Origin of the sequence: Dickeya sp. Secpp 1600 (genome assembly GCF_003049805.1) — a bacterium.
In the GTDB taxonomy this organism is placed as follows: domain Bacteria; phylum Pseudomonadota; class Gammaproteobacteria; order Enterobacterales; family Enterobacteriaceae; genus Dickeya; species Dickeya fangzhongdai.
This window is the reverse complement of the sequence record NZ_CP023484.1, coordinates 98,458-117,163: the sequence shown is the minus strand read 5'-3', so window position 1 is coordinate 117,163 and position 18,706 is coordinate 98,458. Positions and strand designations below refer to the sequence as shown.

General features: G+C 57.2%; 15 protein-coding genes. 3 read left to right on the top strand and 12 right to left on the bottom strand.

Annotated features, from left to right (window positions below; translation table 11 throughout):
* Nucleotides 1–14: 14 nt before the first annotated feature.
* The 7 genes from CPA59_RS00485 to CPA59_RS00455 form a co-directional block, all read right to left on the bottom strand.
* Entirely contained in the window at nucleotides 15–626 is a 612-nt protein-coding gene (locus CPA59_RS00485; RefSeq protein ID WP_107758497.1) for a VfmB protein, read from the bottom strand.
* Nucleotides 616–882 carry an acyl carrier protein gene (locus CPA59_RS00480; protein ID WP_174213724.1) on the bottom strand — a complete coding sequence of 89 codons (267 nt, stop codon included), beginning with the start codon at nucleotides 880–882 and terminating at the stop codon, nucleotides 616–618. Before CPA59_RS00480 ends, CPA59_RS00485 begins: the two co-directional genes overlap by 11 nt.
* 13 nt (nucleotides 883–895) lie before the next feature.
* Nucleotides 896–1,852, bottom strand: a complete 957-nt coding sequence (locus tag CPA59_RS00475; protein WP_255412257.1) for a 3-oxoacyl-[acyl-carrier-protein] synthase III C-terminal domain-containing protein — start codon at nucleotides 1,850–1,852, stop codon at nucleotides 896–898.
* Between the two features lie 314 nt (nucleotides 1,853–2,166).
* Entirely contained in the window at nucleotides 2,167–6,633 is a 4,467-nt protein-coding gene (locus CPA59_RS00470) for an amino acid adenylation domain-containing protein (RefSeq protein WP_107758496.1), read from the bottom strand.
* Between the two features lie 273 nt (nucleotides 6,634–6,906).
* Entirely contained in the window at nucleotides 6,907–7,599 is a 693-nt protein-coding gene (locus tag CPA59_RS00465; RefSeq protein ID WP_038920620.1) for an HAD family hydrolase, read from the bottom strand.
* A gap of 11 nt (nucleotides 7,600–7,610) precedes the next feature.
* Nucleotides 7,611–8,561 (bottom strand): pseudouridine-5'-phosphate glycosidase, encoded by a 951-nt coding sequence (locus CPA59_RS00460; protein WP_100848652.1) that lies wholly within the window; start codon nucleotides 8,559–8,561, stop codon nucleotides 7,611–7,613.
* Between the two features lie 345 nt (nucleotides 8,562–8,906).
* The gene (locus CPA59_RS00455) at nucleotides 8,907–9,800 is read right to left on the bottom strand and encodes a carboxylate/amino acid/amine transporter (protein WP_049855288.1); all 894 of its coding nucleotides are present in this window, start codon (nucleotides 9,798–9,800) and stop codon (nucleotides 8,907–8,909) included.
* 357 nt (nucleotides 9,801–10,157) lie between these two features.
* Between CPA59_RS00455 and CPA59_RS00450 the strand changes: the two genes are divergently transcribed.
* Nucleotides 10,158–10,658: a MarR family winged helix-turn-helix transcriptional regulator gene (locus CPA59_RS00450; protein WP_038663695.1), complete on the top strand. Its 501-nt coding sequence runs from the start codon at nucleotides 10,158–10,160 to the stop codon at nucleotides 10,656–10,658.
* A gap of 104 nt (nucleotides 10,659–10,762) precedes the next feature.
* Here the strand turns inward: CPA59_RS00450 and argG are convergent, their stop codons facing one another.
* Both argG and CPA59_RS00440 read right to left on the bottom strand, forming a co-directional pair.
* Entirely contained in the window at nucleotides 10,763–12,112 is a 1,350-nt protein-coding gene (argG, locus tag CPA59_RS00445) for an argininosuccinate synthase (RefSeq protein WP_100848650.1), read from the bottom strand.
* Nucleotides 12,113–12,427: 315 nt separating this feature from the next.
* Nucleotides 12,428–13,315, bottom strand: a complete 888-nt coding sequence (locus tag CPA59_RS00440) for a nickel/cobalt efflux protein RcnA (protein WP_107758495.1) — start codon at nucleotides 13,313–13,315, stop codon at nucleotides 12,428–12,430.
* Between the two features lie 99 nt (nucleotides 13,316–13,414).
* Between CPA59_RS00440 and CPA59_RS00435 the strand changes: the two genes are divergently transcribed.
* Both CPA59_RS00435 and CPA59_RS00430 read left to right on the top strand, forming a co-directional pair.
* Nucleotides 13,415–13,693: a metal/formaldehyde-sensitive transcriptional repressor gene (locus tag CPA59_RS00435; RefSeq protein ID WP_038920625.1), complete on the top strand. Its 279-nt coding sequence runs from the start codon at nucleotides 13,415–13,417 to the stop codon at nucleotides 13,691–13,693.
* Between the two features lie 257 nt (nucleotides 13,694–13,950).
* Entirely contained in the window at nucleotides 13,951–14,526 is a 576-nt protein-coding gene (locus CPA59_RS00430; protein WP_107758494.1) for a DJ-1/PfpI family protein, read from the top strand.
* A 72-nt stretch (nucleotides 14,527–14,598) separates the two neighbouring features.
* On the opposite strand, the gene xylR is transcribed toward CPA59_RS00430, so the two are convergent.
* The 3 genes from xylR to CPA59_RS00415 form a co-directional block, all read right to left on the bottom strand.
* On the bottom strand, nucleotides 14,599–15,804 hold the full coding sequence (xylR, locus tag CPA59_RS00425; protein WP_038920626.1) for a D-xylose utilization transcriptional activator XylR: 1,206 nt from the start codon (nucleotides 15,802–15,804) through the stop codon (nucleotides 14,599–14,601).
* 196 nt (nucleotides 15,805–16,000) lie between these two features.
* Nucleotides 16,001–17,185, bottom strand: a complete 1,185-nt coding sequence (xylH, locus tag CPA59_RS00420; protein WP_107758493.1) for a xylose ABC transporter permease XylH — start codon at nucleotides 17,183–17,185, stop codon at nucleotides 16,001–16,003.
* Nucleotides 17,163–18,704: a xylose ABC transporter ATP-binding protein gene (locus CPA59_RS00415; protein WP_038920628.1), complete on the bottom strand. Its 1,542-nt coding sequence runs from the start codon at nucleotides 18,702–18,704 to the stop codon at nucleotides 17,163–17,165. The genes xylH and CPA59_RS00415 overlap by 23 nt, the downstream gene beginning before the upstream one ends.
* Nucleotides 18,705–18,706 lie beyond the last annotated feature (2 nt).

Here is an 18,706-nt window from a genome sequence, read left to right as displayed (position 1 = left end):
ATCCTTTTCCGTATTCAGGCCGCCGCCAGACAGCTCGCCTTGCCATAGACGCTGTAAAGCATCATGGAGAAATAGGACAGGCTATGGGTGTTGCCCAGCAGGAAACCGTGTCCGCCCATCATCTTTTCCGCTTCATTGTTAAGCTGGGTGATCTGGTAGTGATCATCCTCCAGGCCGGCCAGGTCGCCCTCCTGCAAACGCTGATACTGTTGCTCCAGCAACAGCGCCGCCTTACCGGCCACGTCGGCGAAACTGGCTTTGATCAACTGATGGCGGGTGGTTTTGGTGCCAAAGCTGTTGCGGCTGGACAGATGCTGCCAGCTTATGGTCTGCATGCGGGCCAGCACCCCCAGACGAGCGGCGCACACCAGTATCGGGAAACTGGCCGGCAGCGTCAGGGTATCCGTACCGCGCACCGCATCCAGACCGAGGTGATTCAACACCCGGTCAAACAAGCGCTGCGGCTGGTCGGCGTCAGGCAGGCTGCTGATTTCCTGAATCTGATACCCAATCGGGTGAACGTACTGCGCCGCTCCCGACGACGGTTGCAGCAGACAGGCCAGCGCATCGGACAACGGCTGCTCCCGAAAAACGTCCCAGACCTGCTTGACGCGTTCAACTGACATGCCGTACCTCCTGCAATACATTGGCGTTCAGCCAGCTAATCAGACTGCCCACGGTGGTGAAGGCATCCATGTTGATTTGGTCAGGATCGAACAGTAGCCCGTCGATGTTATCTTCAAGCGTCAGCAAAAATTGCACAAACATCACCGAGTCCAGGTCGAGGTCATGATCAAAATCCGTTTTTTCATTGATCTTGATGTCGTCATTCTCCATGACTTCGCGTAACGCCTGTTGAATAGTGATTAATAACGCAGACATGTCTGTCTCCTGTTTAGATATCAATTTGCTGTATCAGCGCGCAGGAAAGCGTGACCCCCATTCCCATCGAAAAACAAAAATAGTTTTTCGCGCGACCGGTTGTAGTTTTCATTAGTGAAGAAAAATTAAATAAAACGTCTGAACAATACAGATGCCCGTAGTCAGAAACCTGCCGGCTGAATAAGCGATCGCCCATATTCAGACGTTGCGCCACCTGACGTAATAACGGGAAATTAAGATTGCAGGGAACAAAATAGTCCATCTCATCCATGCCGATACCGCTGTCCCTGACGGCATCGACAATAAAACGGCACAATTCATCCAGCAGACAACCATTCAATTCGGCTTTTTCCTGCCGGGTCATATTGCTCGGATTGTTATAAAAGCGGCTCAAATGTCTGACCGCCGTAAACGTCACCTGCCACGAACTGTTCGCCGCATTGAAGAGCGCCGCCACCGGCAGTTCTCCCTGTACGCCGACCGTGAAGCGGTTGATTTCAGGGTGAAACGCCTTCTCCCCCGTCAGCAACAGCACCGGCGTATTCCGACGCACCGCGCTGTGCCGCACCAGATGCAACGCCGACAGCGCACTGGCGCAGTGATTCAGACCCAGCGTCGTGACGTCCCAGTGCCCCAACCGCTGGCGCTGCAGGATGTCACCCAGCCAGGGGCGGTCAAAAAAGGTGTTATGCGTCTGCGTTTTGGCATAGATCAGCAGCCCTTCCTGCGAAGGCAGCGTCGGCCAGCTCTCAATCAGCCCCGCCACCACCGATTCCAGCATCGCCTGATGGCTGTCGGGGCGCATCGGCACCGTCTTTAGCTGATACAGCTTTTCCATCATGCGGCGCTGCCCTTCACGCAGCTGATGCGAATCCCCCAATTCTCCCAGGGGAAAACGCCGGATGCGTTCCGGCACTTCATGATGAATGTCATTCAGGCAAAACATGCCGGTTTCCGATGAAGTTCGCACGGCTACCGTCCCCATGTCGCACAAACGCTCATGACGCTAATGCTCATGACGCTAATAGTGAAGCTATGTCGCAGCGACACCGTTCATGACCCATGATCGAACACAGTCAATCTACAGACACTTTGCCAACAAACGAGTTTTGTTTTTATCCGCAATTGCCGCCGCCTTGTTTTCAGCACGCTTTTATCTCGAAAGTGGGATTAATGCGCTAAAAAATGGGATTGTGCCGGCAAAACAGCGGAAAAATCGGTTTGATAATGGGACAACAAAGAAAAGCGCGCGGGAGACTCCCCGCGCGCGTTATGCCGACCGTCTTACCCCACCAGGCTGGAAGGCGACTGTTGGTACTGAATGACGCTCGTCAGTTCGGCGATCCCCGGCGCTTTCAGCATGCTGTAGTGGTCCGCCATCAGTTCCAGCACCGTGGGCGGCAAAGCGGAGAACCCGCCGTGATTCTCGATGAACGAGTAATCGTCGCCCTGCGCCTTGATGATGGTTACCGGCGCGCTCAGTTGCCGTTGCTGTAGCTCGCTGAAGGTGTAGGAGAACTCGAAGGTCTGCGCCACAATGCGGGTGATCCGCCGTACCAGCCCATCATCCAGCGCCGGGTTGAGCTCGGTGATAAAGGCCACAAAACTCTCCTCGTCTCGCACCGTTTCCAGACAGCGCGCCAGCGCCGGGTCGGTAATACTGCCGATAAATACCGAGAACAGGATGGTCAGATAACCGGGATTATCAAAATCCGCCGTACGGCTCATGGCGGCCACTCGCTCATCGCGCAGCTTCGGCGAACCGGGCGCCAGCAGATACAGGTTGTCCACCACCTCGCCCGCCTGCTCCAGTTGCCAGGCGGTTTCGAACGCGACGCGCGCGCCGAAAGAGTAGCCCCACAGCGTATAAGGCCCGTGCGGCTGGTGCTGGCGAATCAGTTCAATGTCTCTGGCCGCCATCTCGCCGATGGTGGCATAAGGCGTCTCGCCCGGATTGATGCCATGCGCCTGAATGCCAAAGAACGGTCGCTCCGCGCCCAGTTGACGCGCCAGCAGCCGCAGGTTCATGCAGTAACCGCCCAGCCCCGGCCAGCAGTAAATTGGCGCCTGACGCCCTTTGGGCTGCAACTGTACCAGACGGGATACCGGCTCCTGACGCGCGCGACTCAGCCACACCGCCAGTTTCTCAACGGTGGGCGCCTGAAACAGCACCTGCAGCGGCAGGCTGGCGTTCAGCGTCGCGTTCAACTCATTGATCAGGCTGACGGCGATCAGCGAATTACCGCCCGACTCGAAGAAATTGTCGTCCACCGACACCTCCTCGCGTTTCAGTTTCGCCTGCCAGACCGCCATAATCTGCTGCTCCAGCGGGTTACGGGGCGCGACGATCGTCTTGTGCTTCAGCTCGACATTAATATTCGCCAGCGCTTTCATGTCGATTTTGCCGTTTGCCGTTAGCGGCATTTCATTGAGAATCAGTACCTTGTTCGGCATCATGTAATCCGGCATGAACGTCGCCAGATCGTCACGAATCATCTCCGCCGGCCCTTTCATGTGTACGGCGTCTTCCCGCATGCCCTCGCTGTATTTCTGCTCGTCGCTGATGCGCCCGCCAATAAAGAAATAATACGGTCCGGTGCGATGACCGAGAATGTGCCAGAAGCGACGGGCGGCGGGCAGATCGTTGCCGGTTTCCGAGCTGTAGCCGGAAGACATCAGCCCGAAATTCAGCGGGTTCATCTGCAGGCGTTGCAGTTTACGTCCCACATTCACGTAGCCGGCCCAGCCTTCGGTCCGGCTGGCGATACTGATGCCAAACGACGAGCGCTCATACACCGCCTGATTGATGGCGATAACATGTTTCTTATCAATAACGTCATTGGCAATGTGCTGCAGATCGCCGTGAACGTAGCGATAAGTCCCCACCGGCAGATCGGCGATGTTCGCGCCGGCGGTCTGCACGTAAATATCCAAATCGTCATCCGCCGGCAGACGCGGCCCGCACAGCACATCACAGGCTCCCAGATAGTCATCGTCCGGATTCATAGCCAGCGGCGCCGGGTCCAGCGCCGCCGCGTCGCACAGCGTCACGCCCAAACCGTAATCCGGCAGGATGTTATCCAGCATGCCGATGATGTGCCCCATCTCCATTTGCAGCACTTCCCGAATGTTATTTTTGTAGATGGGTTCGATGGCGCTCTTCTTGCCGACAAAGTGCAACCGCAGGCTGCCCGGCGTCACCGAAACCTGCTCGCTGACCCGAATCAACTGGTGATGCACCGGCTGGTAGTAATAATGTCCGGCGGCCAGCCCGGCCACGTCGTTCAGTTCCAGAAAAACCTGCGTGGCGTACAACGCGCCCGGCGAAGCGTAGGTATATTTGGGCAGCAGCCGTTCCGCGCTGGCGAACTGACCCAGATAACGCAGCCAGTGCCCCAGTTCGTCCAGCGTCAGGGCATCCGGCTGGCGGGAAATGGCCGTCAACAGCGGTTCGTGCAGCAACGAGAGAATGTCGTTACGGCTGACGGCGCCGCCGTCGTAAAACCGATAGGTTTTGCGGGCGAACGCGGTGAGGCGCTGTTTCTCATCCGGCTGTTTGCCTGGCAAATCGAGGGTATACGGCTGGCTGGCGGCCGGAAATTCCCGGCATCCTTTATTGGCCAGCTGCATCATGACCTGCGCCTTATCGGCTTTGGACTGATGATGCGAACCGTGATTGCCCTGATCCATCAGCGCCGCTTCGCGGGCATTCAGTTCAATAAACGAAATCAGGTTCTGATAGCCGGTGAACGGGTCGTTCCTGACGATCACCGCCGCCGCTTTCACCCAGTCATGGGTTTCGATCGCCGAGCGGATCTCATCCAGCTCGACGCGATAACCGCGCAGCTTGACCTGATTGTCGGCACGGCCGGCGTACTGGACCGTGCCATCGTGATTCCAGCTGGCGATATCGCCGGTCCGGTATAAGCGCTGTCCGGAGCCGGCCGGCGCAAACGGATCGGTAATGAAACGCTCGGCGGTCAGGTCATCACGATTCAGATAGCCTCTCGCCACCCCGTCGCCGCCGATGTACAGCTCCCCGGTCTGCCCGACGGCCACCGGCGTCAGGCAGTTATCCAGAATGTAATAACGGGTATTCGCCACCGGCGCGCCGATGGACAGCGTATCCGGCCCCTGCTGCACGCTGGCGGGATCAACCCGGAAAGCGGAACTGTTGATGGTGCATTCGGTCGGGCCGTACAAATTAACGAGTTCGCAATCAGGCAACGTCTCCAGACACGCCTGCGCCAGGTGCTTTTGCAGCGCTTCACCGCCGCTGAAAATCCGCCTCAGCGCCGGGCAGTCAGTCAGGCGTTCGGTATCCAGCAGCGCCTGCAGCAACGTCGGCACGCACTGCAACGTCGTCACCTGATACTCCTCCAGCATATCCACCAACTGCTCCGGGTTACGATATACGCCCGGCTCGCCCATCACCACCCGGCAACCGCAGGCTGGCGACAGAATTTCCCACTGCGCCGCATCAAAGCTCATCGGCGTTTTCTGCAGAATCACCGTCTCTTCATTCAGCCCGAAGGTTTGTGCCAGCCAGTTCATCTGATTCAGCACGCTATGATGTTCAATCATCACGCCTTTCGGCTTGCCGGTGCTGCCGGAGGTATAAATCACGTAGGCCAGATGATGCGGTGCGATATCGTTCGCCGGCGCGTCGGGCAGAGGGTGCGTGTGCTGATGCAGAAACGCATCGACATCGTCCGGCGTCACCACCTGAATTCCCGGCGGCGCCAGCGCCAGCAGCCGCTCACGCAAATGCGGCTGGGTAACGATGATACGGGTTTGGCTGTTCTCCAGCATATAAGCCAGCCGATCTTCCGGGTATTCCGGCGACAACGGCAGATAAGCATTGCCGGACAGCAGGATCCCCCAGGCGCCGGTCATTAGTTCCAGCGATGGCTCGACAAACAACCCTACGCAGCGCTCGCGTTCCGTCTCCAGCGCATTCAGGTAGTGCGCCAGCGCGCCCGCCTGCCGGTAGAGTTGCCGGTAACTCAGCGACCGATCGCGGAACACCACCGCGGTCTGTTCCGGATGGCGTTGCGCCCGGTTTTTCAGCCGTGCGGCGACCGTCGTTTCTCCGTCCCACGCCCGTTCGGTCTGGTTAAAAACGTGCAGCACGCGTTGGCGTTCGGCGTCGTCAATCAACCCGATATCACGCAGCGTTTCCACACCGGTTTTCGCCGCGAACGTCGTTATCTGATGCCATACCTCAGGCAGTTTTTGCATCTGCGTCGCGTTGAAACGAGCCGGGTTAAACCGCAACGTCAGCACTAACGCCTCTTCATGGCTGGCGACATGGCATGTCAGCGCCCGAACCGGCTCGTTCTCCACTGGCGGCTGCCAGGATATTTCCAGGTCAAAAATATCGTGGAGCGCATGTTGCGTGCCCAGCTTCAGCACGCTGACGCCCACATCATTTTTCTGACGAATAGCGTCCGGCGTCATCCAGGTTATTATTTTGCGGGTAAAACCGGCAATCGGCGTGGCGCTATTAAGCCGAACATTCAGCGGGAGAATATGTTGACGAATATGTTCTTCATCTTTCCAAAAGGCTATTTCCTGTGGATGCAAATGAAAACCGACGATCATTTCTTCATTCTGGGTAATACGCGATACCGCCAGCGTCAGAGCAGAAAAAAGATAACGAGCCAGGGAGATATCGTCATGATCAGGTAATAATCCTTTATTCAAAACTAATACCGGGTAATTGAATGCGTAATTCGAGATGTTATCCATTACAATCCTCGTGCATGAATCAATAAAAATAAATCGAACGGTTTTATTTCAGGATTAATCGCCGTACATAGGATTTGACCCCAGACTCCAGTCTTCAGGTCAAATCCATTTTCCGGGCAATAAAATGACTAAGAAAACTCAGGTATACTCGTCATACTTCAAGTTGCTGGTGCGTTGGCTGTCCTCGTTCACCCCAGTCACTTACTTGAGTAAGCTCCTGGGGATTCACTCGGTTGCCGTCTTCCTGCAACTCGAATTATTTAGGGTATAGAATCAACAATAAGATATCGGGGAAGAAGACAGTTTTAATAACGCGTGGGCAGCCCCGACTACCTCGCTAAATGTATCAACAATTACCTGCGGTTCCGCCGCCTTAAGCTGGTCGGTGTTATGAATCCCCCAGGTGACGCCAATGGCGGCTATACCGGCCTGTTTCGCCATCAGCAAATCATGAGTGGTGTCGCCCACCATCGCAGTGGTCGCCGCATCAGCGCCCAAACGGGACATCGCCAGCAGCCCCATTTCGGGGTGCGGTTTGGGGTGTGCCACCATGTCCGCCCCCAGCACCAGATCGAAGTACGACCACAATCCGGCCGCCTCCAGCAGCGCCTTCGCACTGGCGAATACCTTGCTGGTGGCGACCGCCAGCGTATACCCTTGCCCCTTAAGCAACGCCAGCCCCTCCACCACGCCGGGAAAAACCAGCCCCGGCGCCAGCGGCAGCACCTGCTCACGGAAAACGGCCTGATACAGCCTGACAGCAGCGGTTACCCTTTCGTCCTCGACCGGCAGCGCCAGAAGCTGACCAAAAGCTTTTTCCAGCGGCAGGCCGATAGTGGCGCGAATGGCGCGACGGTCCTCAACCGGCATCCCCAGATCGCGCAATGCCGTGACAAATGCACTAACAATGCCGCTCGGCGTGTCGACCAGCGTGCCGTCCAGATCAAAAATCACAAGTGGCTTCATGAGACATATCCTTATGCCTGGTTTTGCTGCCGTAGGTAGTCGGTATGGGCGCGGGCCAGTTTGCCAGCCAGCGCGGCGGTACTGATCAGCACCGACATATTGGCCTTGACCGTCCGCCCTTGCGTGGCTTTGGCGACGGCGCGCATCAGATACGGCGTGGCGCCCGGCCCGCGAATACCTTCACGCTCCGCCTGAACGGCGGCTTCACGGATAATCGACTCCACTTCATCGGTGTCGATGGCGTCCTCTTCGTGAATCGGATGGGTAATCAGCACCGAGCTCTGGTTACCCAGCTTCCAGTGCATCTCGATGGAACGGGCAATAACCGTGGCGTCGTCCAGCCGATGGGGGCTGTGAAAACCACTGGAACGGCAGTAAAAAGCGGGAAAATCGTCAGATTGATAGGAAATGATGGGTACGCACTGGGTTTCCAGATATTCAAGCGTCAAACCAAGGTCGAGAATACTCTTGGCGCCGGCACACACCACCGCGACCCGGGAGCGGGTGAACTGGATCAGGTCGGCGGAAATATCCATCGACCGCTCGGCGCCGCGGTGCACGCCGCCGATGCCCGCCGATGCAAAGAAAGGAATACCGGCCAGGTCCGCCGCCACCAGCGACGAAGCCACGGTGGTCGCGCCCATGCCGCCTTGCGCCAGAATCACCGGAATATCGCGGCTGCTGGCTTTCGGAATGCCCTTGGTCGAGCCAAACCGTTCAATATCGGCATCCGACATACCAATCAGAAATCGGCCGTTTTCGATGCCGATCGTCGCAGGAATCGCCCCTTCGGCACGCACAGCGGCCTCAATCTTTCTGGCCGTAGCCACATTCTCAGGATAAGGCAGGCCGTGGGCGATCACGGTCGACTCCAGCGCCACCACCGGCTTACCGGTATGCAGCGCCTCCTTTACCTCATCGCTAAACCGCAGTAACTCATGCGAAAAATCCGTTTTAGACATAATATTCTCTCATCCTGGGCGATTATGTCAGGTTATCCCCGTCATACTTCAAGTTGCAGGCGCATTACGTTGCTCAACGCACGAGCATGTGGTCCTGCAACTCAAATTTATTGGGGGTATATTATCGATAATAATACATCCTGAATTATTATCGATTCGTACTAATCGCCAGCGTAATATTTTCACCGACTGGCGTATAACATCTTCATTAAATTAAAAAACGTTTTTCCTGTCTGCAAGATATTAACTATTGATCTGATAACCTAAATTTATTAGGCAATATGTATATTACTTTAATATTTCATGTTCAAGATTATTTTGTGATATGTAACACAAAAATATTATTTATTTGACAGCACAGTCAGATTGCTCCAACTGCTTCACTTTTTTTCTTCTGCTAAATAACGAAACATCCTGAACAATAATAATCGCCGAGAAAATGAATACCACTCCGACCAATTGTGCTCCGGAAAGTCCTTGTTGAAGAAATAAAAAGCCCAGTAACAGCGCGACCAACGGGCTGAGAAAACCCAGCATCGACATCATCACCGGCGAATTAGCTTCAATACCGGAGAACCACATGAAATACGCCAGTAAAGAGCCGGGAATCGCCAGGTAAAAATAACCGGCAAGGTTGGTCAGGGTCACCACATCCGGCAACGGCTCTGTCAGCATCTGCACCGGCAGAATCACCAGCCCGCCGCAAAACAGCTGCCAGCCGGTAAACGTCAGCATCGTCATTCCGGCCGGGCGCCCCCACTTTTTAGTCAGCACCAGACCGGACGCCATACTCACCGTCGCCAACGCCGACGCTACCAGCCCGGCGGGGTTCAGCGGCGCTTTCGGCAGCGAAATCAGCAACGCAATACCGATGCCGCCGGCCACGGCCGCCACCATCTGCTTTTTCAGCACCGGCTGCGTCAGCAACAGGAAAGACAACAGGATGACGATCAGCGGCTGAAGCGACCCCACCAGCGCCACCACGCCGCCAGGCAGGCGATAAGCAGCAAAAAACAGCATCACAAAGAACACGCCGATATTGAGTGCGCCCAGTACAAACAAGCGCCACAACCAGCCGACCGGCGGTAGAGTTTTACCGAGAATGAGAATAATACCAGCCGGCAACGCCCGGATCAGGGCAGCCAACAGCGGTTTGTCGGCAGGCAGAAATTGGGTGGTGACAAAGTAGGTGGTTCCCCAGACACAGGGGGCGTAAAAAGCGAAATCTTTTAATTTCACGAAATGAACCTTCCTCAAACTGTTCCTGTCAAAAAGCGGAGGTCTATTTACGATCTCCGCTCAGCCTGAGGCGTACCGCCTCCCTGGCCGTACAGAAGGCGCACATCCATGTGCAGTTCTCCTGACTTACTCACTTTCGATCTTCCCGTATCTTGACGCATCACATCCTGTGACACCGATAAACAACACCGTATATTACGATCTCGTAATATACGCATACGTAATTAGTATGTCAATAACATCTGACATTGAATATTTCTTTCCAGAATATTACAGTAGGGTTGATCGCGTAATGGTATTGACCTACGCCTTAATAAAAAGGAATGGTTTTTTATATTAATCAAGGATATCTAGTTAATGGCACGCTACCTGGAAGTATCAGATATTGTTCAACAATGGCGCAACGAGCGCCCCGACCTCGATGTCGAGCCCATGCTGGTGATTGGCACCCTATCCCGTGTCAGTCTGCTGATTGACCGCGCCCTGGACAAAGTATTCAGCAAGTACAAACTGAGCGCCCGCGAGTTCGACATCCTGGCGACCCTGCGCAGACGAGGCGCGCCTTATGCCATCAGCCCGTCTCAGATCGTCAACGCGCTGATGATCAACAACAGCACCCTGACCAGTCGGCTGGACAGGCTGGAGCAGGCCGGCTGGCTGCGCCGGATGCCGATTGAAGGCGACCGCCGTTCAGTCAACATCCAATTGACCGACGAGGGTTTCGCTCTGATCAATCGGGTAGTGGAAGAGCATGTGGAAAATGAACGCGACATTCTCTCCCCGTTCAGTGAAGAAGAAAAAACGCAGTTGCGCGCCCTGCTGGGGCGGGTTGAAAAACACCTGGTAAACAACCGTTAATGATCGGGTGACATCGCGGTCTGGCGGCTAGCGGCAACAGACGGCAGGCACGAAAAAGGGGCATCCAGACGGATGCCCCTTTTGCCGTTACATTCAGGCCGCGATTATTTCGCGGACTTGTCCTGCAGCAACGGATTGGCGACCTGCGGCAGACCCGCATTGCCGGAGGAAATCAGGCCGCTTTCCACGTAGTTGAACAGCTTCTCGCGAGTGTCGGTGATGTCCAGATTACGCATCGTCAGCTGACCGATACGGTCATCCGGCGAGAACACGGATTCGCCTTTTTCCATCGTCAGGCGTTCCGGTTTGTAGGTCAGGTTGTCCGACACGGTATTCAGGATCGAATAGTCGTTGCCGCGACGCAGTTCAAGCGTCACTTCGCCGGTGATTTCGCTGGCGACCCAACGCTGCAGCGCGTCACGCAGCATCAGCGCCTGCGGGTCAAACCAACGGCCCTGATACAGCAGGCGGCCCAGTTGGCGGCCATGAGCGTGGTACTGCTCGATGGTGTCTTCGTTATGGATGCCGGTCACCAGACGTTCGTAGGCGATGTGCAACAGCGCCATCCCCGGTGCTTCATAGATGCCGCGGCTTTTCGCTTCGATGATACGGTTTTCGATCTGGTCGCTCATGCCGAGGCCGTGACGACCCCCGATGCGATTGGCTTCCAGCAACAGTTCCACGTCATCGGAGAACGTCTGGCCGTTCAGCGCCACCGGATGGCCGCGCTCGAAACGCACGGTCACTTCTTCCGCCGGAATGCGCACGTTTTCGTCCCAGAACTTCACGCCCATGATCGGATTAACGATTTTCACGCTGGAGTTCAGGAATTCCAGATCCTTCGCTTCGTGGGTCGCACCCAGCATGTTGGAGTCGGTGGAGTAGGCTTTTTCCGCCGACATTTTGTAGTCGAAGCCCGACTTCGTCATAAACTCGGACATCTCCTGACGGCCGCCCAGTTCGTCGATGAAATCGGTGTCCAGCCAGGGTTTGTAGATTTTCAGTTCGGCATTGGTCAGCAGACCGTAACGGTAGAAACGCTCGATGTCGTTGCCTTTGTAGGTGCTGCCGTCGCCCCAGATATTAACGCCGTCTTCTTTCATCGCCGCCACCAGCATGGTGCCGGTCACCGCACGGCCCAGCGGCGTGGTGTTGAAGTAAGTCATACCGCCGGTGGTGTTGTGGAACGCGCCGCACTGAATCGCCGCGATGCCTTCCGCCACCAGCTGCTTACGGCAATCGATCAGACGAGCATTCTCGGCGCCATACTCTTTGGCGCGACGCGGAATGGCGTCGTAGTCCTCTTCATCCGGCTGACCCAGGTTCGCGGTATAGGCATAAGGCACCGCGCCTTTCTGACGCATCCACAACAAGGCGGCGCTGGTGTCCAGACCACCGGAGAAAGCAATCCCAATCCGCTGGCCCACCGGAAGATGTTTCAAAATCGTCGTCATAACTATTAATCCCTGCTTGATTTCGATGGCGTTAAGCTTAGCAGCCCTGCCGCCGGGTTACGCAATGTCTGGTCATGCATTGAGACGCGCACGACACGGCGCCATCAGAATCGACTGCGATGAACAACCGCGCATCAATGCATATTTATGCAAAATTTATGATTGATAATTTAAACATCTTTTCCGGCGGACCGGAAGAGAGGAGGCGGATTTTCAGGAAAAAAATTCGCTACGGCGGCTCTGCTCTCAAAGAAAAGCCAAAAAGCCGCCGTTTTTCACACTGCCGGCATGGCGACGTTACGGAGAACGATGCGGCTATAGCGGCAAACGCGCCCAGCCATGAAGCAGCATATACACACCCACTACCGCGATCAGCAAGCTGGAAAAATAGGGCGCCCGGCGCGCCAGCGTGGCGAATCCCGGCCAGCGGCGGCTGGCCTGCTGTACGCTCAGCGCCGCGCCGACCCCGACAGCCACCAGCGTCAACGCCAGCCCGATGCTGAAACACACCACCAACGCCGCCCCCAGCGTAAAAGCCTTCACCTGAATACACAACAGTAGCACCGTGATGGCGGCCGGGCAGGGAATCAGCCCGCCGGTCAGGCCAAACAGCAAAATCTGCCCGTTGGTGGCTTCCCGATTGGCGAAACGCAGGCGTATCTCGTTGGCATGCGCCCGCTCATGTGCGTCCTGATACTCACCATGAGCCTGCCCGTGGTCATGTGGATGTTCGGCATGCTGGTGAGCGTGATTACGCTCATGGTGATGATGGTCATCATGGTCATGGTCGTGATGATGGTCATGATGGTCGTGGTCGTGATGATGCTCATGACTATGCCGATGTTGCACCCATGCCCGCTCGTCGCGCCAGGTGCGCCAGAACATCCAGGTGGCGGTCCCCAGAATGATGATGCCGGAAATAAACTGCAGCCAGGGCTCGGTGGATTCGGCGGTAAATTGCTGGCTCAGGTACATGCCGCCCAGCGCAATCAGCCAAACCACGGCGGTATGGGACAACGTAGCGGCCACCCCCAGCATCACCGCCTGCTTCACCGTTCCGCGAATCGCCACGATAAACGCCGCCATCATGGTCTTGGAATGCCCCGGCTCCAGGCCGTGTAACGCGCCCAACAACACCGCGCTGGGAATAAACAGCCAGGCGTTAGCCACGCCCTGCTGCAAAAGTAAGGAAAAATCCGTCATAGTTAGCGTCCGAATCAGGTGGTCGGCAGGCCAGCCTGGAAGTGAAATGATGAAAATATACTATACCCCAGTATAGGGTCAAACAAGACGGGAGTCGCCATGCCGCATACCATTCACGAAAAAAAGAAACTACTGACGCGCGTCAGACGCATCAAAGGTCAGACGGACGCGCTGGAAAAAGCGCTGGACGGCGGGGGACGTTCATGTCTGGAAATCCTGCAACAGATCGCCGCCATTCGGGGAGCGGTGAACGGATTGATGGGCGAGGTGCTGGAAGGCCACATCCGTGACCATCTGATGAATGAAGAAGCGGACCCGGCGGAACGCGCCGGCGATCTGGAAGCGATCGTGACGGTAATTCGTTCGTATATGAAGTAGCTTGTATGGCGTAGTTTGCATGACGTAGTGGGTTGAAAAACCGACCCTACGCAGCTGGTCGCCAGCGTCTGCCCTACCGGGCGGCGACCACGGCATGAAGGAAGGGAGTATAGCGCTGTTTATCGCCAGCGCGGACGAGCAAACATCGATTACGCGACCTACCACTCAATATTAAAACGACGTTTCATTTGAAACGAGTTTCTTTGCTATCCTCGGCGGCACAGATGTTCCTCCCTTTGATGATTGCTGGAGATACCATGGCCAAGAACGTCGCCATTCTTTTGGCTCCCGGATTTGAAGAAGCGGAAGCGATTATGGTGATCGATGTGCTGCATCGCACGAAACTGGACGTCACCCTGCTTTCCTGTCACGACCGGCTGGAGCTACACAGTTACCACAATATCCGCATGTTTGCGGATGCCCTGCTGGAAAGAAATATGGACCGGCTGTTTGATGCCGTGGTGATTCCGGGAGGTCCGCAGGGTACGGTGAATCTGGCCGCCAATCCGATGGTGACGGAATTTATCCGCCGCCACGACGAAGCCGGCAAGCTGATTTGCCCGCTGTGCTCGGCGGCCGCCAGAGTGCTGGGCGGCAACCAGTTGCTGAAGGGCCGTCGCTATGTCTGCTCCGGCGACCTGTGGAAAGACGTGACCGACGGCGTGTATGTCGACCAGAAAGTGGTGGAAGACGGCAACCTGATCAGCGGCAAAGGTCTGGGCGTGGCGTTTGATTTCGCGTTCACCCTTGCCAGCCGACTGAGCGAAGATCGCGACGATGTGAACTTCCAGGTCGAGCATATCTATTACGACTACTGGCGCGTGCCCGTCTGAATGGACGCTCTGTGACGGCGCGGGCGCGCCGTCACTCCTGTCGTGCTCAGATTACCCCCGGATTACATCCCGTCATTCATTGTCATATCGGCTGTCGCCGTAGCCGCCTTCGCCATAGCGTTCGCGGTATTCGCGCGGCGTCAGGTCGTAATCCTTACGGAACACGGAATAAAAATACGGCAACGAGGGATAACCACACATAGACGAAATCTCGTTGATCGACAGCGACGTAGACACCAGCAGATTTCTCGCCCGCTCCAGTTTTTCGGTGTGGATCATACCGTGAATGGTCTGCCCGGTTTCATCCTTGAAGCGTTTTTCAAGGTTGGAACGCGACAGCCCGACCGCGTCTAGCACCTGCTCCACTTTGATGCCTTTACAGGCGTGATGACGGATAAAATGCATCGCCTGAATCACCGCCGGGTCATGCACCGAACGGTAATCGGTCGAGCTGCGTTCCACCACCCGCAGCGGCGGCACCAGAATGCGCTGCAACGGCAGCGCATAGGGCGTCAGCAACAACTGATGCAACAGTTTGGCGGCCCGATACCCCATCTGCCGCGTCCCCTGCGCCACTGAAGATAGGGCTACGCGCGACAGGTAGCGGGTCAGTTCTTCATTATCGATGCCAATCACGCACAGCTTTTCCGGCACCGCGATGTTCAGATGCTCGCACACCTGCAACAGATGGCGGGCGCGGGCATCCGTCACCGCAATGATGCCGGTTTGAGGCGGTAGAGTCTGAATCCAGTCCGCCAGCCGGTTTTGAGCGTACTGCCAGTTGCCCGGCGATGTCGCCATGCCCTGATACACCACGCCCTGATACTGCTCCGCCGCCACCAACTGCCGAAAAGCGTGTTCCCGTTCCTGCGCCCACCCTTTCCCCACCGATGCCGGCAGGCCGTAAAACGCGAACCGGTTCAACCCCTTATTCTTCAGATGCAAAAACGCGCTCTCCACCAGCGCGTGGTTATCGGTGGCGATATAGTGCACCGGCGGATAGTCCTGCGGATGGTGATAAGAACCACCCACGCCCACCAGCGGCACCCGCACCCCGGACAGCAATGCGATAATCGCCGGATCGTCGAAATCCGCGATCACGCCATCCCCCAGCCAGTCGCGGATATTTTCGATGCGACAGCGAAAATCCTCCTCGATGAAGATATCCCAGTCGCACTGAGACGCCTGCAGATACTCACCTACGCCTTCAACCACCTGCCGGTCGTATACTTTGTTGGCATTGAACAGCAACGTAATACGGTAGCGTTTCTCAAACATGGCGATACGTTCTCTTCGGACAGTACGATGGTGGGCGTCGTCCCTTCTCCGGGCGAAATCCGGCGATCCGGCGCAAAAAGCGCGCCTTCCGCCTAAATAGCACGGTCGACCGTTAGCCCAAAAATAATTTCCTTACTTTGCGAACTGTCTCGCTCATTTTGCCGCAGATATACCGCCATCCCGGCCATCACAGTGATCAGGCCTTATGCTTGGTGGCGGTATCCATCCACACCGCCAGCAGCAGGATGCCGCCCTTGACGATGTACTGCCAGAAGGTGGGTACATCGAGCATGCTCATGCCGTTATCCAGCGACGCCATAATGAACGCCCCCATCACGGCGCCCGCCACGCTACCTACCCCGCCCGCCAGGCTGGTGCCGCCGATGACGCAGGCGGCGATGGCGTCCAGCTCCGCGATATTCCCGGCTGACGGCGACCCGGCGCCCAGCCGGGAACTGAGCACCAGACCCGCCACCGCCACCATCAGGCCGTTGATGGCGAACACCGCCAGCTTGGTGCGCTCGACATTCACCCCCGACAGGCGGGCCGCGTCGATATTGCCGCCCACGGCGTAAATACGCCGCCCGAAGGCGGTGCGTACCGCCATGAACATGCCGCCCAGCATGATGAGCGTCAGCAGCAGTACCGGCGTCGGCACCCCGCGATAATCATTGAGCAGATAGATGGCGCCCAGCACCAGCACCGCCATCAGCGCCTGGCGAGCGACATCGCCGGACGCGGCGGCCACCGGCAGCCCCAGTCGCTGACGACGCAGCCGCTGACGCCAGCGCCATACCACAAACACCATCAGCCCGATAACGCCGAACAAAAATCCCACGCCTTCCGGCAGATAACTCTGGCCAATCTGCGACATCGCCGGGCTGGTTGGCGATACCGTCGTCCCGTTGGTGATGCCGATCAGCACGCCGCGAAACGCCAGCATGCCCGCCAACGTCACAATGAACGACGGCACGCGCCGGTATGCCACCCACCAGCCGTTCCAGGCGCCGAGCAACAGCCCCAATAGCAGGGTCGCCGCCACCGTCAGGGGCAACGGCCAGCCATACCAGACATCCAGAATCGCCGCCACGCCGCCCAGCAGCCCCATCATGGAACCGACCGACAGGTCGATTTCGGCGGAAATAATCACAAACACCATGCCCACCGCCAGAATGCCGGTGATGGCGGTCTGGCGCAGCAGGTTGGAAATGTTGCGCGCGCTGAGGTACGCGCCGTCGGTCATGAAGGTGAAAAACAGCATGATGGCGACAATCGCCGCGATCATCACCAGCACCTGCAGATTGAAAGGACGGCGGCGAGACGCGTCGCCGGGAGACGCCGCCGACGCGGGCGTACGGTCAGACAGCCAGGTTTTCAGCATGATGCTCACTCCTTAATGCGGCTTCCATCACCTGCTCCTGCGTCAGGCCCCGATTAGGCAAATCCGCCTTAAGCCGCCCCTGATGCATCACCAGCACCCGGTCGCTCAGGCCCAGCACCTCGGGCAGTTCGGAGGAAATCACGATGACGGCGATTTGTTGCTTCACCAACTGATTGATCAGTTTATAGATTTCATATTTTGCGCCGATGTCGATCCCCCGGGTCGGTTCATCCAGAATCAGGATTTTCGGGCGCAACAGCAGGCACTTCGCCAGGATGGCCTTTTGCTGGTTGCCGCCGCTGAGGCGGGCGATCGCCAGCTCAGGCGATGCGGTTTTCACTTTCAGATGGGTGATCGACTCCCGCAAACTATGCTGCTCCTCGGCATCCCGCAGCACCGACAGCGCGCCGGTGAACTGGTCGAGCGCCGCCAGCGTAATATTCTGCGCCACGCTCATCACCGGAATGATGCCGTCCTTCTTGCGATCTTCCGGCACCATAGCGATCCCCAGCGCCATCGCCTGCCGACAATGCCGGATAGCGACCGGTTTGCCTTCCACCCGGATATCGCCCTGCCATCGCCCTGGATACGCGCCGAACAGGCACTGGACCGTTTCGGTGCGCCCGGCGCCGACCAGCCCGGCGATCCCCAGCACTTCGCCGCGGCGCAGGCTGAACGACACGTCGTCCACCCGGCGAATATGGCGGTTCACCGGATGCCAGGCGGTCAGGTGTTCTACCCGCAGCACCTCTTCGCCGATATCATGCGGTTGGTTCGGGTACAGCTCCGTCAGCTCACGCCCCACCATCATGGCGATGATCTGATCTTCGCTGAGCGAGTCCGCCGGGCAGGTGCCAATGTGTTTGCCGTCGCGGATCACGCAGATCACGTCGGAAATCGCCTTGACCTCGTTGAGCTTGTGGGAGATGTAGATGCAGGCGATGCCGTGGTGACGCAGGTCGCGCACGATATCCAGCAACACGCCGGTTTCCCGCTCGGTCAGCGACGCGGTGGGTTCATCGAGAATCAGCAGCCTAACCTGCTTGTTCAACGCTTTGGCGATCTCCACCAGTTGCTGTTGACCCAACCCCAGTTCGCCAACACGGGTATTCGGATCGATGTCCAGCCGCACCTGCGCCAGCATCGTCTGACAGCGCAGGTACATGGCGTCGTAATCCATCACGCCAAAGCGCGTCCGCTCATTGCCGAGAAAGATGTTTTCCAGCACCGTCATCGCTTTGACCAGCGCCAGCTCCTGATGAATGATGGCGATCCCTTTCTGCTCGGTGTCGCGGATATGCCCGGCCCGCAGCTCATCGCCGGCGAACCGGATGCTGCCCTCATAGCTGCCGTACGGATACACCGCGCACAGCACCTTCATCAGCGTCGACTTGCCGGAACCGTTCTCGCCGCACAGCGACAACACCTGCCCCGCCTCCAGCTGCAGGCTGACATTGTCCACCGCTTTCACCGCCCCGAAGGCCTTGGTGATGTTTTTCATTTCCAACAGACACGGCATAA

Coding starts and splice junctions, on each gene's coding strand:
- CPA59_RS00450 (WP_038663695.1), top strand. CDS start 10,158: ATGGCACGCTACCTGGAAGTATCAGATATTGTTCAACAATGGCGCAAC.
- xylH (WP_107758493.1), bottom strand. CDS start 17,185: ATGCTGAAAACCTGGCTGTCTGACCGTACGCCCGCGTCGGCGGCGTCT.
- CPA59_RS00460 (WP_100848652.1), bottom strand. CDS start 8,561: ATGTCTAAAACGGATTTTTCGCATGAGTTACTGCGGTTTAGCGATGAG.
- CPA59_RS00430 (WP_107758494.1), top strand. CDS start 13,951: ATGGCCAAGAACGTCGCCATTCTTTTGGCTCCCGGATTTGAAGAAGCG.
- CPA59_RS00485 (WP_107758497.1), bottom strand. CDS start 626: ATGTCAGTTGAACGCGTCAAGCAGGTCTGGGACGTTTTTCGGGAGCAG.
- argG (WP_100848650.1), bottom strand. CDS start 12,112: ATGACGACGATTTTGAAACATCTTCCGGTGGGCCAGCGGATTGGGATT.
- CPA59_RS00440 (WP_107758495.1), bottom strand. CDS start 13,315: ATGACGGATTTTTCCTTACTTTTGCAGCAGGGCGTGGCTAACGCCTGG.
- CPA59_RS00435 (WP_038920625.1), top strand. CDS start 13,415: ATGCCGCATACCATTCACGAAAAAAAGAAACTACTGACGCGCGTCAGA.
- CPA59_RS00415 (WP_038920628.1), bottom strand. CDS start 18,704: ATGCCGTGTCTGTTGGAAATGAAAAACATCACCAAGGCCTTCGGGGCG.
- CPA59_RS00480 (WP_174213724.1), bottom strand. CDS start 882: ATGTCTGCGTTATTAATCACTATTCAACAGGCGTTACGCGAAGTCATG.
- CPA59_RS00465 (WP_038920620.1), bottom strand. CDS start 7,599: ATGAAGCCACTTGTGATTTTTGATCTGGACGGCACGCTGGTCGACACG.
- CPA59_RS00470 (WP_107758496.1), bottom strand. CDS start 6,633: ATGGATAACATCTCGAATTACGCATTCAATTACCCGGTATTAGTTTTG.
- xylR (WP_038920626.1), bottom strand. CDS start 15,804: ATGTTTGAGAAACGCTACCGTATTACGTTGCTGTTCAATGCCAACAAA.